Origin of the sequence: Nostoc sp. GT001 (assembly GCF_030382115.1) — a bacterium.
Taxonomy (GTDB): Bacteria; Cyanobacteriota; Cyanobacteriia; order Cyanobacteriales; family Nostocaceae; genus Nostoc.
The window spans coordinates 2,126,113-2,141,169 of the sequence record NZ_JAUDRJ010000003.1; the positions used below are offsets into that span (position 1 = coordinate 2,126,113).

At 41.4% G+C, this 15,057-nt stretch carries 12 protein-coding genes; 7 read left to right on the plus strand and 5 right to left on the minus strand.

Annotated features, from left to right (window positions below; genetic code table 11):
- Positions 1 to 34: 34 nt before the first annotated feature.
- From QUD05_RS11945 to QUD05_RS11960, 4 genes are all read left to right on the plus strand, one after another.
- Positions 35 to 667 (plus strand): DedA family protein, encoded by a 633-nt coding sequence (locus QUD05_RS11945; protein WP_289796232.1) that lies wholly within the window; start codon positions 35 to 37, stop codon positions 665 to 667.
- Positions 668 to 906: 239 nt separating this feature from the next.
- Positions 907 to 2,061, plus strand: a complete 1,155-nt coding sequence (fcmB, locus tag QUD05_RS11950; RefSeq protein ID WP_289796233.1) for a filament morphology actin-like protein FcmB — start codon at positions 907 to 909, stop codon at positions 2,059 to 2,061.
- A 5-nt stretch (positions 2,062 to 2,066) separates the two neighbouring features.
- Positions 2,067 to 2,546, plus strand: a complete 480-nt coding sequence (fcmC, locus tag QUD05_RS11955; RefSeq protein ID WP_289796234.1) for a filament morphology membrane protein FcmC — start codon at positions 2,067 to 2,069, stop codon at positions 2,544 to 2,546.
- Between the two features lie 74 nt (positions 2,547 to 2,620).
- Positions 2,621 to 2,746 (plus strand): hypothetical protein, encoded by a 126-nt coding sequence (locus tag QUD05_RS11960; RefSeq protein ID WP_289796235.1) that lies wholly within the window; start codon positions 2,621 to 2,623, stop codon positions 2,744 to 2,746.
- A gap of 15 nt (positions 2,747 to 2,761) precedes the next feature.
- Here the strand turns inward: QUD05_RS11960 and QUD05_RS11965 are convergent, their stop codons facing one another.
- A complete protein-coding gene (locus tag QUD05_RS11965; protein ID WP_289796236.1) occupies positions 2,762 to 4,648 on the minus strand; it encodes a caspase family protein in 1,887 nt (628 codons plus the stop codon).
- A 171-nt stretch (positions 4,649 to 4,819) separates the two neighbouring features.
- Positions 4,820 to 6,235, minus strand: a complete 1,416-nt coding sequence (locus tag QUD05_RS11970; protein WP_354666126.1) for a TolC family protein — start codon at positions 6,233 to 6,235, stop codon at positions 4,820 to 4,822.
- A gap of 381 nt (positions 6,236 to 6,616) precedes the next feature.
- Between QUD05_RS11970 and QUD05_RS11975 the strand changes: the two genes are divergently transcribed.
- On the plus strand, positions 6,617 to 8,053 hold the full coding sequence (locus QUD05_RS11975) for a phosphoglucomutase/phosphomannomutase family protein (RefSeq protein WP_289796237.1): 1,437 nt from the start codon (positions 6,617 to 6,619) through the stop codon (positions 8,051 to 8,053).
- Positions 8,054 to 8,132: 79 nt separating this feature from the next.
- The gene (gene rdgB / locus QUD05_RS11980) at positions 8,133 to 8,708 is read left to right on the plus strand and encodes an RdgB/HAM1 family non-canonical purine NTP pyrophosphatase (RefSeq protein WP_289796238.1); all 576 of its coding nucleotides are present in this window, start codon (positions 8,133 to 8,135) and stop codon (positions 8,706 to 8,708) included.
- 87 nt (positions 8,709 to 8,795) lie between these two features.
- Here rdgB and QUD05_RS11985 read toward each other — a convergent pair whose 3' ends face one another.
- From QUD05_RS11985 to thiD, 3 genes are all read right to left on the minus strand, one after another.
- Complete coding sequence (locus QUD05_RS11985; RefSeq protein WP_012410794.1) at positions 8,796 to 9,134, minus strand: P-II family nitrogen regulator; 339 nt, start codon at positions 9,132 to 9,134, stop codon at positions 8,796 to 8,798.
- 360 nt (positions 9,135 to 9,494) lie between these two features.
- Positions 9,495 to 10,103 carry a hypothetical protein gene (locus QUD05_RS11990; protein ID WP_289796241.1) on the minus strand — a complete coding sequence of 203 codons (609 nt, stop codon included), beginning with the start codon at positions 10,101 to 10,103 and terminating at the stop codon, positions 9,495 to 9,497.
- Between the two features lie 199 nt (positions 10,104 to 10,302).
- Positions 10,303 to 11,136 (minus strand): bifunctional hydroxymethylpyrimidine kinase/phosphomethylpyrimidine kinase, encoded by an 834-nt coding sequence (gene thiD, locus QUD05_RS11995; RefSeq protein ID WP_289796242.1) that lies wholly within the window; start codon positions 11,134 to 11,136, stop codon positions 10,303 to 10,305.
- Between the two features lie 893 nt (positions 11,137 to 12,029).
- Here thiD and QUD05_RS12000 point away from each other — a divergent pair.
- Positions 12,030 to 14,915, plus strand: coding sequence for a choice-of-anchor D domain-containing protein (locus QUD05_RS12000; protein ID WP_289796243.1), 2,886 nt, complete (start codon positions 12,030 to 12,032; stop codon positions 14,913 to 14,915).
- Positions 14,916 to 15,057: the final 142 nt, after the last annotated feature.

Consider the following 15,057-nt stretch of genomic DNA (forward strand, 5'->3'; position numbering starts at 1 on the left):
CAAGACTAGTCCAACAATTTCAGGAATTAACTCAATGCTTGAATGGATAACTAATACTATCAATTATTTTGGCTACTGGGGAATCGCCCTACTAATGTTTTTAGAGAACCTTTTTCCCCCCATTCCTTCAGAATTGATTATGCCACTGGCTGGATTTACAGCAAGTCCATATCAACCAGGAGGGGCAAAGCTGAATATTATTGGTGTATTTTTCGCAGGACTTTTGGGTTCTGTATTGGGCGCACTTATTTGGTACTATCCGGGTAAGTTCTTGGGTGAAACTCGTTTGAAAGCTTGGGCTGACAAGTATGGCAAATGGCTGGCTATATCCAGTAAAGATATCATCAAGGCTAAAAAGTGGTTTGACCGACAAGGTAGAACAGCGGTATTAATTGGTCGTCTTGTGCCAGGAATTCGCACCTTGATTTCTGTTCCCGCAGGTATTAGCAATATGCCCCTGCTACCATTTTTGGTTTACACAACATTAGGTAGCGCTGCTTGGGTGGGTTTGTTAACATACTCAGGATACGCATTGGGTAGTCAGTATGAACTTGTGGACAAGTACCTTGCTCCTGTATCTAAAATCGTACTTGGCGGTTTGGTTCTAGCATTTGTTTTCTGGATATTCAAGCGCCAGCTAAGACGCACTAGACGCACTAGAAGATGAAACACGGACGCTTTTGGTTTGAAAGCAGTGAAAGCAGGGGTTACATCTGGCCAAAATTCGCCTACACTATGCCAAATAATACTAGATGTGCGTTGGCAGAGCTTACCAGAGGTATCGCCGGAATTAATTTTTGGCGTATTTCTAGCTACACTTGACGCAACCTAGAATTTCTGGTTGCTCGCATTTTTGTAAGATGAGCATGACAACTTTTTACAGTTAAGTTTGAACTAGGAGCTTTCATGACAGACCAACCTTCCGCCGCTACCCCAATCAATGCTGCTGCTATACCCATGAATAGGGTGTCGGCATCGACTCCCATCAATGCTGTTAATAATACTCCCAAGCCAACCANNGATGTTCCAGGGAAAACTATTCTCAGTGTTGACTTAGGCAGAACTTCCACAAAAACTTGTGTGAGTCGTGAACCCGGCAGTGTGGTGTTCGTACCTGCCAACGTCAAGCAGATGTCAATAGAACAAGTACGCGGTGGTGTTTTTGAAGCCAGGGCTACTGACCCTTTAATGGATTTGTGGCTGGAGTATCAAGGAAATGGATATGCTGTTGGTCAACTGGCAGCCGATTTTGGGGCGAATTTAGGAGTCGGACAATCTAAGGTTGAAGCTGCACTGGTAAAAGTTTTAGCAAGTGCTGGCTACTTCAAACTCAGAGACGATATCTCAGTTGTACTTGGTCTGCCTTTTCTTTCTTTAGAGCAATTTGAAAAAGAAAAAGCACAGTTGATTAGCCAAGTAGGTGGCCCTCATGTGTTGAACTTCCGAGGCGAATCTGTGTCGCTGAACGTCAGTAAGGTATGGGTCATGCCAGAAGGCTACGGCAGCCTGTTATGGTCTGAAGCTCAACCCAAGAAAAACCCTGGTAGTCCCGATTTTACAAAAATATCGGTGGCGATCGTCGATATTGGACATCAAACCGTCGATCTTTTGATGGTAGATAACTTCCGTTTTGCCAGAGGTGCTTCTAAGAGCGAAGACTTCGGGATGAATAAGTTTTATGAATTGGTGTCTGCCGAAATCGAGGGAGCAGATAGTCAATCTCTAGCCCTGATTTCCGCTGTCAACAAACCCAGAGGTGAACGCTTTTACCGTCCTAAAGGCGCTAGCAAGCCCACCAACCTAGATGATTTTCTTCCCAACCTCACAGAGATGTTTTCGCGCGAAATCTGTAGCCGTGTGCTAGCTTGGTTGCCAGAACGCGTCACCGATGTGATTCTGACTGGCGGCGGTGGTGAGTTCTTCTGGGACGACGTTCAACGTCTACTCAAGGAAGCAAAGATTAATGCTCATTTAGCAGCACCTTCCCGTCAGGCGAATGCTTTGGGGCAGTATATTTATGGAGAGGCACAATTATCCTCCAATCGCGCTGCTAGGGCATAAAGCTGATGTTCCAATGGTCAAAAAAGGTAGTTAAATCCGTCACGTTCAACCCAGAGCTTGCTGATGAAAGCTTGTTAGCGCAAGTAGAAAGTTATTTGGAAAAACAACCAGACAAGACTTTCAGCGACCTCTGTAAAGAAGCCTTGTGGCAATCTTTATGTGTACCGGAATCTGTACAACCTGCTCCACAAACAGCAGCAACAACACCGACTGATCAACAAATCGGTGAACTGCAACGTCAAGTGGCTGGACTTGAGGAACGTTTTTTTGCCAAGGGATCTAATCGTTTGGAGGCGATGGAACATCATCTACTGCAACTTTCTCAACAAGTTGCACAACTGGCGCTCATAGTCAACGATCGCTCGTTCGTTCCGTCTCCAACTCAATTAGAAGTAGTAAATAATACTTCTTATACTGTTGCTACCCCTCCTCAAGAGGTTGACCCCGTAATCAGTCGCCTTAGTCAGTTTCTCGATGATTTTTAAGGAAAAATCAAGTTTGTGAGCAGTTTTTGCTCATGTTAACAATCCTTAATAGTATTAACTATTAAGGATTATTAATGTTTATATATGGAAATATTGGGATTATTGAGATTTGTATAGATGGGGCGATCGCTGATAATAGCAAATCATCAGCACAATGCCAGTTAAGTTGTTCTGGTAATTTACAAACAAATTTTGACTAACTCTTGATTAGTTAATCACTTTTGACCCTCTGTTGTCTTGTCAGAGCGGCGATCGTTTAGTCGAGCAACAGAAAAGTCTTCAGACTCGAAGTTGAAATAAGGAGTCTGTGTTTTTTTGCACAGAGTTAAGGCACTCTTGGGTACTTTATCACTCAAATAGTTCATCAAATGAGAAATCTTTACAACATCCTCACGAAATTGATTGCCTTTTCCCTGTAAAGCTTCAATGAGATGATAAGTGTAAATGCTCATTTCGTCATCAGGTCTAATCCAGGAACTTTCCTCTCCTTGGGATGAAGTAAAAACTACCCGACCCTTACCTTGACTTAAATCATCAATCACACTCTTTGGAATTGGAATTTCCTCAAAGTCAGAGGGAGCTTTTTTAGCTGTCGCCATTCCTGCTGCATGACAACTATCAATGATAACCAAGAGACGTTTAGACTTAATCTGGCGCAAAGCATTAGTGAATTCTTCTGCACTCAAAGATGAGCCTTCAAGGTCTAAGGGGTCAGTGTCATGTGGCAACAAATAGTAGCGGTTTTGACTTTTGCTAAACCATCCATGCCCTGAATAATAAACAACCACTGTAGCTTCTAGGTTATCTTCCGCCTGTTCTTTAAGCCAGTTCAATTCTTTCAAAATTTGATTGCGTGTGGCTTCTTGATCATGTAACAGTCGAACATGCTGCGTGTCATTAGGATATGCACAGAAATTAGGGTCAACTAAAACTTGATGGAGTGCTTGAACATCTTTGACAGTCACTGGTAAGGATAAACGTTGATAGGCACATTCCCCAACACCAATAAGTAAAGCATAACCATTAGCAAATATAGGAGTTTTTGGGTCAAGATTAGGCTTTCTTTCTGATTGGGAATTTTGTCTTCTAACCCAAGACATATAACTTACCCTCGTTAAGCCAGATAATGTTGCTATTATCATTAATAAAATAAATATCAATTCTTTGGTAAATAGAGGTGGTGGAGGGGGAGGAATGAGAGGAATAGTAATGTATTGTTTAGTTAGTACTTGGATGTCGTCTTTTTTATCAATCAAAAATTTATTGATAATTTTTACCCATTCGCTATCATCACTTGGCAGTATTAATCCATAACTTTCGTAACTAATTACTAATTCTGAATCAATATAAAATTCATTTGGTTTTGCTAAATTTAAGTCTCTTAAAAATCTGATTAGAAGAATTTCGTCGCTAGCTACTGCATCAACTTTTTCTTTTAACAGAGCATCAATAACACCTGCTCTACCACCTTTTATCTTGACTATATTTACATCTGAAATCAGGTTATTAAAAAAACTTTGAAGTCTACTAGATGTTATGCTAGAATCAATAACTCCAATTCTGGGTTTTGAATTATTAGAAAAATTAGGCGGAGTATTGTTTTTTATAAATGACAATTTATCTTTTTGAGATTTACGGATTATAAATAAAGTTTTAGTTGTAAAGAAAGTATCGGAAAACGTAATCCCTACTTCGTCTTGTTTAATAGAATCTGAACCACATTCACCAGCAAGGTGAAGATCATCACCATAAGGATATCGAGTATGTTTAAACCTTTCTTGAAGACTGATGGGATATCTGACTATATCGACATTATCTCTGATCAGTTTATTTTCTTTTAAATATTTATCAAGTAAATCTATTAAATTTGTGCAAAAACCTTGCCAGCGGTCATGATCATCTTGAAAGCTAATAGGAGGAGAGCCTTGTCTGAGCCCCCAATTCATTTTTTTATTAGCCAGAGCTTCTTTCAGGATTCTAGAAGACTCTGAAGTAGAGGCTAAGGGTGTCTGTGCTACACTGGAAAAATTTAATAGTAGAGTCGCTCCAGTGAAAGTTGTAATAAACAAAGTTTTTATCTTGATACTTATTGATAACAGCATTCCTTTTTATAGCCTAAAATTTTAGTTGATTACAAATAGAGTTATTTTTTATGAATCACATAATTATGCTTTCGTCTTCTCTAATATTTTCCATTTTTTGAGTCAAAGTTACATATATTAATTTTAAATAAACAGACACTAAACTACTGTTTACTTTATGAAGTGAAAAATTCAACGTATTCCTCTGGAAGTAACAGTTCGTTGTAATTGAGCTAAAGCACGGTTGTAATCCAAAATAGCTTGAATTCGATTACCTTCTGCTCTAGTCAAATCGTTTTCTGCGCTGATAACTTCAGTTTGAGTACCAACACCTGCTTGGAATCGCAAACGCGCTAAACTTAGAGCTTCCCTAGCTTGATTTAAAGCCATACTAGAAGTTTGCACATTATTCAAATTAGACTGCAATTGCGAATAAGCTTGTTCCACTTCAAACCGAATATTATTGCGTTGGTTGGCAAATTGCGTCTCAGCAATCCTAATTTCTACATTCCGTTGAGCCGCTTGAGCTTTTGCAACTCCTCCATCGAACAATCTCAAGGTTGCTTGCACTCCTAGCGAATAACCATCGAGAACACTAGTGCTATCATCAAATACATCTTGCAGGTCATAGCTAGCAACTAAGCTTACTTGTGGTTTCAGTCGAGAAAGTGCTACTTTTTGCCGGAATTGAGCAATGCGCCGCTCTACCAACCGTTGTTTCAGTTCTGGTCGGTTTTGAAAGCCTAATATAATAGTTTCTTCTAGCGTTGGCTGCCACAGAGCAGCTAATTGTACAGGGTCAGCCGCACTGATATTAATCGACTGCGCCAAACTTAACCGAGTTGCTAACTGACGACGGGCAATTTGCTGCTGGGATCTAGCATTAGTCAGTTCTTGTTGGGCATTTGCTAAGTTTACCTGCGATCGCAGCACATCAAATCGCGTACCCACACCACTTCTTTCTAAAGCTTCTGCATCTCGCAAACTAGCTTCCGAATTTTGTACAGCCGACTGATTAATTCGGACTTGTTCATCTGCTTGTTGCAAATTGTAGTAATCCAGGGTGACATTCAGGCGGATTTCCTCTGACTGACGCTCTACTTCCAATTCATCTAGACGCACCTGTTCTTGAGCTGCTCCTCTACTGGAAGCACCCAGCCCAAAATTATAAAGACCATAACTTAGCTGCACACTCCCATTAAAAGTTGTAGTAGATTCATCTTGACTCAATCTCTGAGTAGATGAAAATTGAGCTTGTTGTTCTGTATAAATCTGGCCAAAAGCAGACTGAGTACGACTCAAATCAGCATTCAGACTAATAGCTGGATACATGCCAGCTTCAACCTCTCGGAAAGCAGCGCGACTGCGTTCTACCTGGAATAACACTCCTTGTAATTCAAGATTGTTACGTCGTGCTAATTCCAAAGCTTGCTGTAGAGTAATCGGCTTATTTCCTTGAATCTTAACTTCTTCTGGTCGAGAGGGAAACTGTAAGAGATTGGGACTAGGATTAAGATGATCCGTTGCTTGTGCGGCTCCAAATCCAATATTAGTGAAGGCAATTGTATAATTTATACACGCAATTATTACATAGCGATGAGCCGACATAATTAATATTTGATACCATTTGCAATAAATTCAGATATTAATACACTTTGTATCACAAATCAAATACATTAAGTAGCTCGACTTATTACACCATTAGCTATGGTATTAACTGGGAAACTGAAAGTAAGTGGATCTCAAAACAGTCTTGACAAAAACCTTAGTTAATGAATAAAGGTAAGAATCAGATTTGTCGTTTGATTTATTTATTAAGGATCAAAGTGATGTCTACAATGGGCGTAGCTGCGACACCTTCATTGCACAAATTCGCTCAATTTTGTGTTGAAACACCCTAATATTAGTACATATTATTACTAGATTCTTTTTTTACTCTGCACACTGTATAAATGCTAGAATCCTCAAGTAGACAGTTAGGATACTTAGATGCCAGTTGTAGCTAACTCAATCAAGTTTGGTACAGACGGCTGGCGGGGCATTATTGGTGACGAGTTCACCTTTGAACGCCTAGCCTTGGTCGCACCAGTTGCCGCAAAAGTATTATATGATACATATTTTTCTACAGTGGGTAGCCGGACAATAATTGTCGGTTACGATCGCCGATTCATGGCTGAAGACTTTGCTCGTGCTGTTGCCGATACTGTCAGTGCTGTCGGATTTGATGTGCTATTGAGCGAGAGCTATGCCCCAACCCCAGCTTATAGTTGGGCAGCAAAAGAACTCAATGCTTTAGGGGCACTGGTAATTACAGCCAGCCATAATCCTGGTAAATATTTGGGTTTAAAAGTCAAGGGTTATTTTGGTGGATCGGTACCGCCAGAAGTCACAAAAGAGATAGAAGAGCAGTTGGCGGTGGGAGTACCACTAGCAGCTACCCCAGGTAAGCAAGAGAAATTCGATCCTTGGCCTAGTTATACCCAAGCGTTAGAACGTAAAGTTGATATTGCCAAACTTCGAGAAGCGATCGCATCTGGTAAATTGACGGTATTTGCCGATGTCATGCATGGCGCTGCTGCTACTGGATTGGCGAGACTACTAGGCAATCAAGTCAAAGAAATCAACTCAGAACGCGACCCCCTCTTTGGTGGCGGTGCGCCGGAACCCTTACCTAAATACCTTTCAAAGTTATTTGAAGTCATCAAGACTCACCGAGAAACCGATAAATCAGGTTTAACAGTGGGGTTGGTATTTGATGGAGATTGCGATCGCATTGCAGCAGTGGATGGAGAAGCCAACTTCCTAAGTTCCCAAGTCTTAATCCCGATATTAATCGACCATTTAACCCTGCGGCGCGGTTTTACTGGAGAAATAGTCAAAACTGTTAGTGGTTCCGACTTGATGCCCCTTGTAGCAGCACTACATAACCTCTCAGTCTTTGAGACAGCAGTTGGTTATAAATATATTGCTGACAGAATGTTAGCAGCAAAAGTGTTGCTGGGTGGCGAAGAGTCGGGAGGAATTGGCTATGGTAGCCATATTCCCGAACGCGATGCGCTGCTGTCAGCATTGTACGTCCTAGAGGCGATCGTAGAATCTGGTTTGGATTTAGGTGAGTATTATCGCTACTTACAGAAACAAACAGGGTTTACCTCATCTTACGATCGCATTGATTTACCCTTAGCAAGTATGGAAGTGCGATCGCGTCTTTTGCAACAGCTGCAAACCAAACCCTTAACAGAAATTGCAGGGAAAGCAGTGATTGATTGCCAAACAATTGACGGCTACAAGTATCGCCTCGCGGATAAAAGCTGGTTAATGATTCGGTTTAGCGGGACTGAGCCAGTTTTACGGCTATACTGCGAAGCCTCAACAATTGAACAAGTGCATCAAACTCTTGCTTGGGCGAAACAGTGGGCGGAGTAAAATTAGTGAGGAGTTATTAGTTAGGAGTTATTAATTCCTAACTCATCACTCCTAACTCCTAACTAATAATTTGTAATTCATGACATTACTTGTAGTAGCCACAGGAAATCCAGGTAAGTTGCGGGAAATGCAAGCTTACCTGGAAAATTCTGGTTGGGAATTAACCCTTAAACCTGAAGAATTGGAAATTGAAGAGACGGGCGAAACTTTTGCCGCCAACGCTTGTCTAAAAGCATCACAAATTGCTAAAGCTACGGGAAAATGGGCGATTGCTGATGATTCGGGTTTGCAAGTAGATGCCCTAAATGGCGCACCAGGGGTTTATTCTGCACGTTACGCCAAAACCGACTCAGAACGGATTGCTAGGCTATTGAAAGAATTAGGCAACGAAGTAAATCGACAAGCACAATTTGTTTGTGCAGTAGCGATCGCTCGTCCTGATGGTGCGATCGTATTAGAATCTGAAGGTATTTGTCGCGGCGAAATTCTCCATGCGCCTCGTGGTGACAGTGGTTTCGGCTATGACCCAATTTTTTATGTGCAAGAATTGCAATCGACCTTTGCTGAAATGACACGGGAGTTGAAAAGGTCAATTAGCCATCGAGGCAAGGCTTTTACAGCTTTACTTCCGCAACTAGAGAGAATTAGGAGTTAGGAGTTAGGAGTTATGAATTCTGCTAAATCTTCATTTATTAGTCCAGACTCACAACTCATAACTTTTAACTCTTAACTCTTAACTTTTTTAAACTGCTTCTGTGTTCTTTTCGCCAGTGCGAATCCGAATCACTTGCTCAACAGGCGAGATGAAAATTTTACCATCGCCGATTTCACCAGTGCGGGCAGCAGCAATAATTTTGTCTACCACCATATCAACCTGATTGTCGTCAACTACGATTTCCACTTTGAGTTTTTGCAGAAACTCAACGGTGTACTCAGAACCACGATACCGTTCAGTTTGACCTTTCTGCCGTCCGAACCCCCGGACTTCAGAAACAGTCATGCCAACAATACCAGCGTTAACTAAAGCAATTTTCACTTCATCTAACTTAAATGGGCGGATAATAGCTTCTACTTTTTTCATCTTCTTTACTCCTGACTTCTACTAGCTTCGTTTATATATCTAACCAGATCCGCTGTCTGAAGCTGTAACTAGCGGTGCTTTTCCTAAAAAATATGTAATAATTACAACTTTTTTAAAGTGTGAGTGCTTTACTTGAGGGTTTATGACATAAAAAGCGGCAAGGATTTATTAATTGGATAATCTTTGAGGTTCTAACATCAAGAAGTTGCTGTCAATTTAGCATTTTATGTAGCTTTTATAACCTAAAAATAGATCGTTTCCACCATTTAGGAGATTTGTTTGGATATTTAGAGAGCGATCGCAGCCAAATTATACACTAGTCCGAAAGCCTGCTACTGCTGCTGACTGTGGGAATGTCAACTAACGTTTCTGGTGTTCAAACAAGGGACGCACAACGAAATATCCAGCACTAAAGGCAGTCAGCATGATTAACAAGATGGTAATAATTAACCACCAGCCATTGAGTCCCTTGACATCTGGCTCAGTAGTGGAATAATAACTGACTTGTTGCTCTTCTATCAAAACTGGTTCTGGTATCGGAAAATTCATTTCCATTACAGGTGCAGAAAAGTCTTGGTGGCGGCTTTTTTCGGCTGGTTGTTTGGACACAACAGATGGATGCGAACGAGAAACCTGCTGAGGTGAACGCGGTTGTGTTACTGGCTGTTTGGCGGCACTTTGAACATCACCAGAAACTTGGCTAGCTTGGGGATAATTAGCTGTAGCATGGGAATCCACAAAATTTTGCAAACGAGAAAAAGACTCAACGACTTTGGTAATTTCTTGGCGTAATAGTTGATTTTCTTGCGTTAGTTGCTGATTTTGGGTGGTGAGTGCATTTAGCCTCGCCTGTGCTGCTTGCAACTCTGTTGACAATTCCCTGTATACAGATAGTGGTACAGAGGGAGGGTAGGCTTGAGTACTCAGTGTTGGCGAATTTCTGTGAACAGAACCTATGGTTGTTCGCATCGGGGGCTTGGTATTAAAAATCAAAGTAATTAGATCGTACAGAGATGCTAACAGAGATAGTCACCCCTGAAACTATGCCCAAGAATAATAGAAAAATACCGAAAGGGCAAAGATTTTTTATTTGGGCATTGACGATGAGGTACTGAGAAAACTTTTCTCTAGTCCCCATCCCCAATGCCCAGTCTCCAATCCCTAGTCTCTAGTCCCTAGTCCCTAGTCCCCACAATGGGAAGAAGTGTCCGACAGGGCCTTGCCCTTCGCCAATATCTAGGGCATGAGTGAGTGCGGTAGTCACATATTCCTTTGCCTGTTGCACTGCGTGCCACAAATCTTTTCCTTTAGCTAGATTAGCAGCGATCGCAGCCGATAGTGTACAACCAGTACCGTGGGTATTTTTTGTTTCTACTTGCTGGCAAGTCAAAACTTCCAACTTGTCCCCATCAAACCAGATATCAACACCACGCAAATCTCCCTGCATACCTCCACCTTTGACTAAAACAACCTTTGTCTTTAAAGTCTTGTGAATAATTTCAGCAGCGGCTTGCATATCCTCTAAAGAATTAATTTGTAAACCGCTCAAAATCTGGGCTTCATAACGATTGGGTGTAATCATCACCGCTTTGGGAATCAAGGCATGGCATAAAGTCTTTACAGCATCATCATCAATCAATTGTGCTCCCGTGCGTGACACCATTACTGGATCAACTACTAAATTATTGATTTGTAAAGCTTCCACTTGCTGGGCAACAGCAAAAATAATTTCCTGATTGAGCAACATTCCAGTTTTGGCAGCTTGTACGCCAATATCCTCAACTACTGCCTGAATTTGCGCCACAACAGCCTCTGTTGGCATAGCATCAACCCTCTTCACTCCTAGAGTGTTTTGTGCCGTGACGCAGGTTATAGCACTAGTACCGTGGACACAGTGAAAAGCAAAGGTACGTAAATCAGCTTGAATTCCGGCACCACCACCGCTATCTGAACCAGCAATGGTTAAAGCAACAGGTATTCTGGAGTTTATTTCAGTGTTCATATTATGAAGATTAAGTAAGTTAGCGTTATCAAACCAAACTATCTCAAAGATTGATGAACTACGCTAAAACCCTCTTCCCTCTTGCCGATTTCAAGGACTGACTCCACCAGACACCTCCATAGTTTTTTCGTTTTTGTTGTAAAAAAACTTACAACATTCCGGGCATCCACTGATATCAAGTGCTATTTGTAAAGGTTAGTTTTAATTAAGTTCACAACGCTCAGTTACACCGCTTAAAACAGGTTCAACTAAGTTGTTACATTAGTCCCCTTAAGTTCAAGGGTCAACCTAACTAAAGTTTCAACCAATTTAACTTTGATCGCTTTCACTTTAAATCCCCAGTTATCAGTTAAGGGTGAATTTTACCATGCAGATTTGGCAACCCCCTGACCTAAAACAACGCATAAAGTTCAGAGGAATTACTATGCCAAATACGATCGTTTTATCGAATATCGCAGATGCTAAAGCTGGTTTGAAAAGAGCAGCGATGTCTACGATGGTCACTGAGCGCGCCGAAGTGCGGACTACGCCTACGCGGCTGCTAAAGATCAAGATACGATTCAATTCAACTCCATTCAGTCTTGCTAAGAGGATGTCTGACGACAAGTTTGGAGTAGAAGCATCTACGTGTTAATCGTCCAATTAATCTCAACAAAACTCTGACGATTGACGGTATTGATATTCCTGATTTGACCATCAACGGTTAACAGGAGAAAAATTTTCAGGTTGATAACAGCGTTTCTACAATCGACGCGATTTTAAGTCGCGCTCGGATAACTGTGACTGTCCTTAACAGTGCAGATAGATGATTCATTCAACTAACTACTTAGCAACTGAAGAAAGTTGCTGAAATTGTACTACCAATTTTCCTTACACATATTCGGAGTAAACAAATGGCTGGCACAACATACTACGTTTCTGCAACAGGCAGTGATAAAAATAATGGCTTAAATAAAGATTCTGCATTTCTCAACTTGGGTAGAGCCGTGTATGAGATGAAAGCAGGCGACACGCTCTACGTCATGAATGGAAATTATCAAATGAAAGGGGTTACGCTTTTTAACTTGAATGGCTCACCAGATAACTGGACAACAATAAAAGCTTATCCAGGGGCTACGCCTAAGATAACAACAACGGGAAGTGGTATTAATATATTGAGTTCATCCTACGTGCGGATTGAAGGACTTGATATAAAAGGCAATCGAGAAAACGTCACTCTCGAATATGCCTTACAAGAGAAGGATAACCTTAATAACCCCTTGACTAATAGTAATGGTATTGCTGCTACTGCATGGAAAAACGCTGATGGTATAGGTGGTACTAATCCCCATCATATTGTCATCACTGGTAACACAATCCGTAACTTTCCAGGTGGAGGTATAGCATTCAGTAATTCAGACTATATAACTGTTGAGAAAAATATTGTGTCTGGAAACGCTTGGTATTCGCCTCACGGAAATCAGGGCATAACCTCTCTCAACAGTTTTAATTTTGATAACAATACCACTGACTACAGAATGATTTTTCGAGACAATATTGTCTACGATAACCAAAGTTTAGTTCCGTGGAAAAACGGTGGCGCCGACAAAATCACCGAGGGACATGGAATTATGCTTGATACTACCAATGTCAGCAAAGATAATGTTGACTATACAGGTAAAGCATTAATTGCAAATAACATCACTTATAACAACGGGGGTGCAGGCATTAATGTTTTTGAAGCTACTAATGTTGATGTTATCAACAACACAGCTTACAAGAATGCCCAGGTTCTTACAGATTCTGGAGAGATTGGTGTTACTTACTCGGAAAATGTACGTGTCTACAACAACATTTTGTATGCAAGCGACAATCAAAATGCTAACAGAATTAAGTATGCTACAAATGTCACCTTCGATCGCAATCTCGTTTATAACTCGAACCTATTCCAAGCTTCAGATAATTTAAATGCTACAGGGCTACAGAATCTTTTGGGTCAAGATCCTCAATTCGTTGATCCAGCCAACAAGAATTTTGCACTTAAATCTGAAAGTGTTGCGATCGATGGTGGCTCTAATGCCTTCAATAGCATCACTAAAAAGACTCCTCATGATGGTGATGGGAATGGCAGTACAGTCATTGATATTGGTGCATACGAGGCTCCTCGCAGCTCTAGCAAAACCCCAGAAATTCAAGTTCTTAATGGCACAGTTAATATTATTGATGGCAACACCGCTATTAACTTTGGCGAAACCCTTGTTGGTGAACCCTTAAGCAAAACTTTTACTATCAAGAACACTGGTATAGCTGTACTCAACCTGAGTAATCTTAAACTTCCCGACGGATTTAGTTTGGTCGGAACTCTTCCAACGAGCCTGGCCGTCAATGCTTCCACCAATATAGTAGTGGCACTCAACCCCACTACACCCGGCATCTATAGTGGCAGCCTCAGTTTAAACAACAACGATATTAATGAAAGCCCCTTTGACTTTGCTATTAGTGGCACAGTTAGTACCCCGGAAATTCAAGTTCTCAATGGCACTGTTAACATTACAGATGGCAACACCACCACCATTAACTTTGGTGAAACGACTGTTGGTGACGCCTTGACCAAAACCTTTACTATCAAGAACACTGGTACAGGCGCACTCAAGCTGAGTAGTCTTAAACTTCCAAACGGATTTAGTTTGGTCGGAACTCTTCCAACGAGCGTGGCTGTTAATGCTTCTACCACCATATCTGTAGCACTCAAGCCCACTACAGCTAGCACTTATAGTGGCAGCCTCGTTTTAAACAACAACGATATTGATGAAAGCCCCTTTGACTTTGCCATTAGTGGCATAGTCAGACCCGCTCCTGTCCCGGAAATTCAAGTTCTCAATGGCACTAACTCGAATGATACCTTTATTATCCAACGAGGCGATGGCAATTACAGCATCACCAATTTTGGTGGTGTAGGTACTAGTTCAAACCCTTCGGCTGCGGTGGTTGCCAAGATAGACACCTTGCAATTTATTGGGACTGAATTGACTGCGAGAAATCTGCAATTAACTCAAAATGGCAGCAATTTAGAAGTCAGCTTTGGAAATGTGGCTAATACAAAAGTCACTCTGCAAAACTTTAAGTTAGAAAACTTAGACAACTTAGCCGCATCGACAACAAGACCTGCCATCGGCAATATCATATTTGACCGAGAAGCCAGCATTACCAAAAGCTTTGATGTGATTAATGCCAACTCCACTCAACCGTATATTTCTACAGCAAATACTGTCACTTTCCTCAATGACTTGAACAATAACATCAGCGGTTTTTACAGTTCCAATGATGTGATTAATGGTCAAGGGGGTAATGATACTATCAATGGCAGTGGTGGTGACGACCTGCTGCGGGGTGTTACTGGCAACGATCTTCTGATTGGTGGACAAGGCAATGATACTCTTGTGGGTGGTATCGGTGCTGACTCTTTCCTCTACGACACCAATTCCATCTTTAATAGCGCTGTTGTGGGTATTGATACCATCGCTGACTTCAATCGCTCCAGTGGTGATAAGATTGTCCTCGATAAGACTACCTTTATTGCTATTACTTCTGTTGCGGGAACGGGTTTTAGTAACGCCAGCGATTTTCAAATCAGCAGTTTAGGGGCACTTAGCAATGCTGTGATTGTTTACGACTCGATGACTGGGCAGTTACTTTACAATCAAAATGGTAGCGCTGCTGGTTTAGGCACTGGTGGTCTATTCGCACAACTTACTGGTTCGCCTTATGTTGCTGCCTCTGACTTCATCATTCAAGCATAGCTGGGTCGGGTCAACCGAGTAAAAGTGTAGCCCAAACTTGAATTGACTTTTCAGGCGGCTTTCAATTAGATAGAGTACACCCATAGGGGCGCAACATAGGGGTGAAAAAGAATGTAGAGACGTATCAGTGCTACGTCTCTAT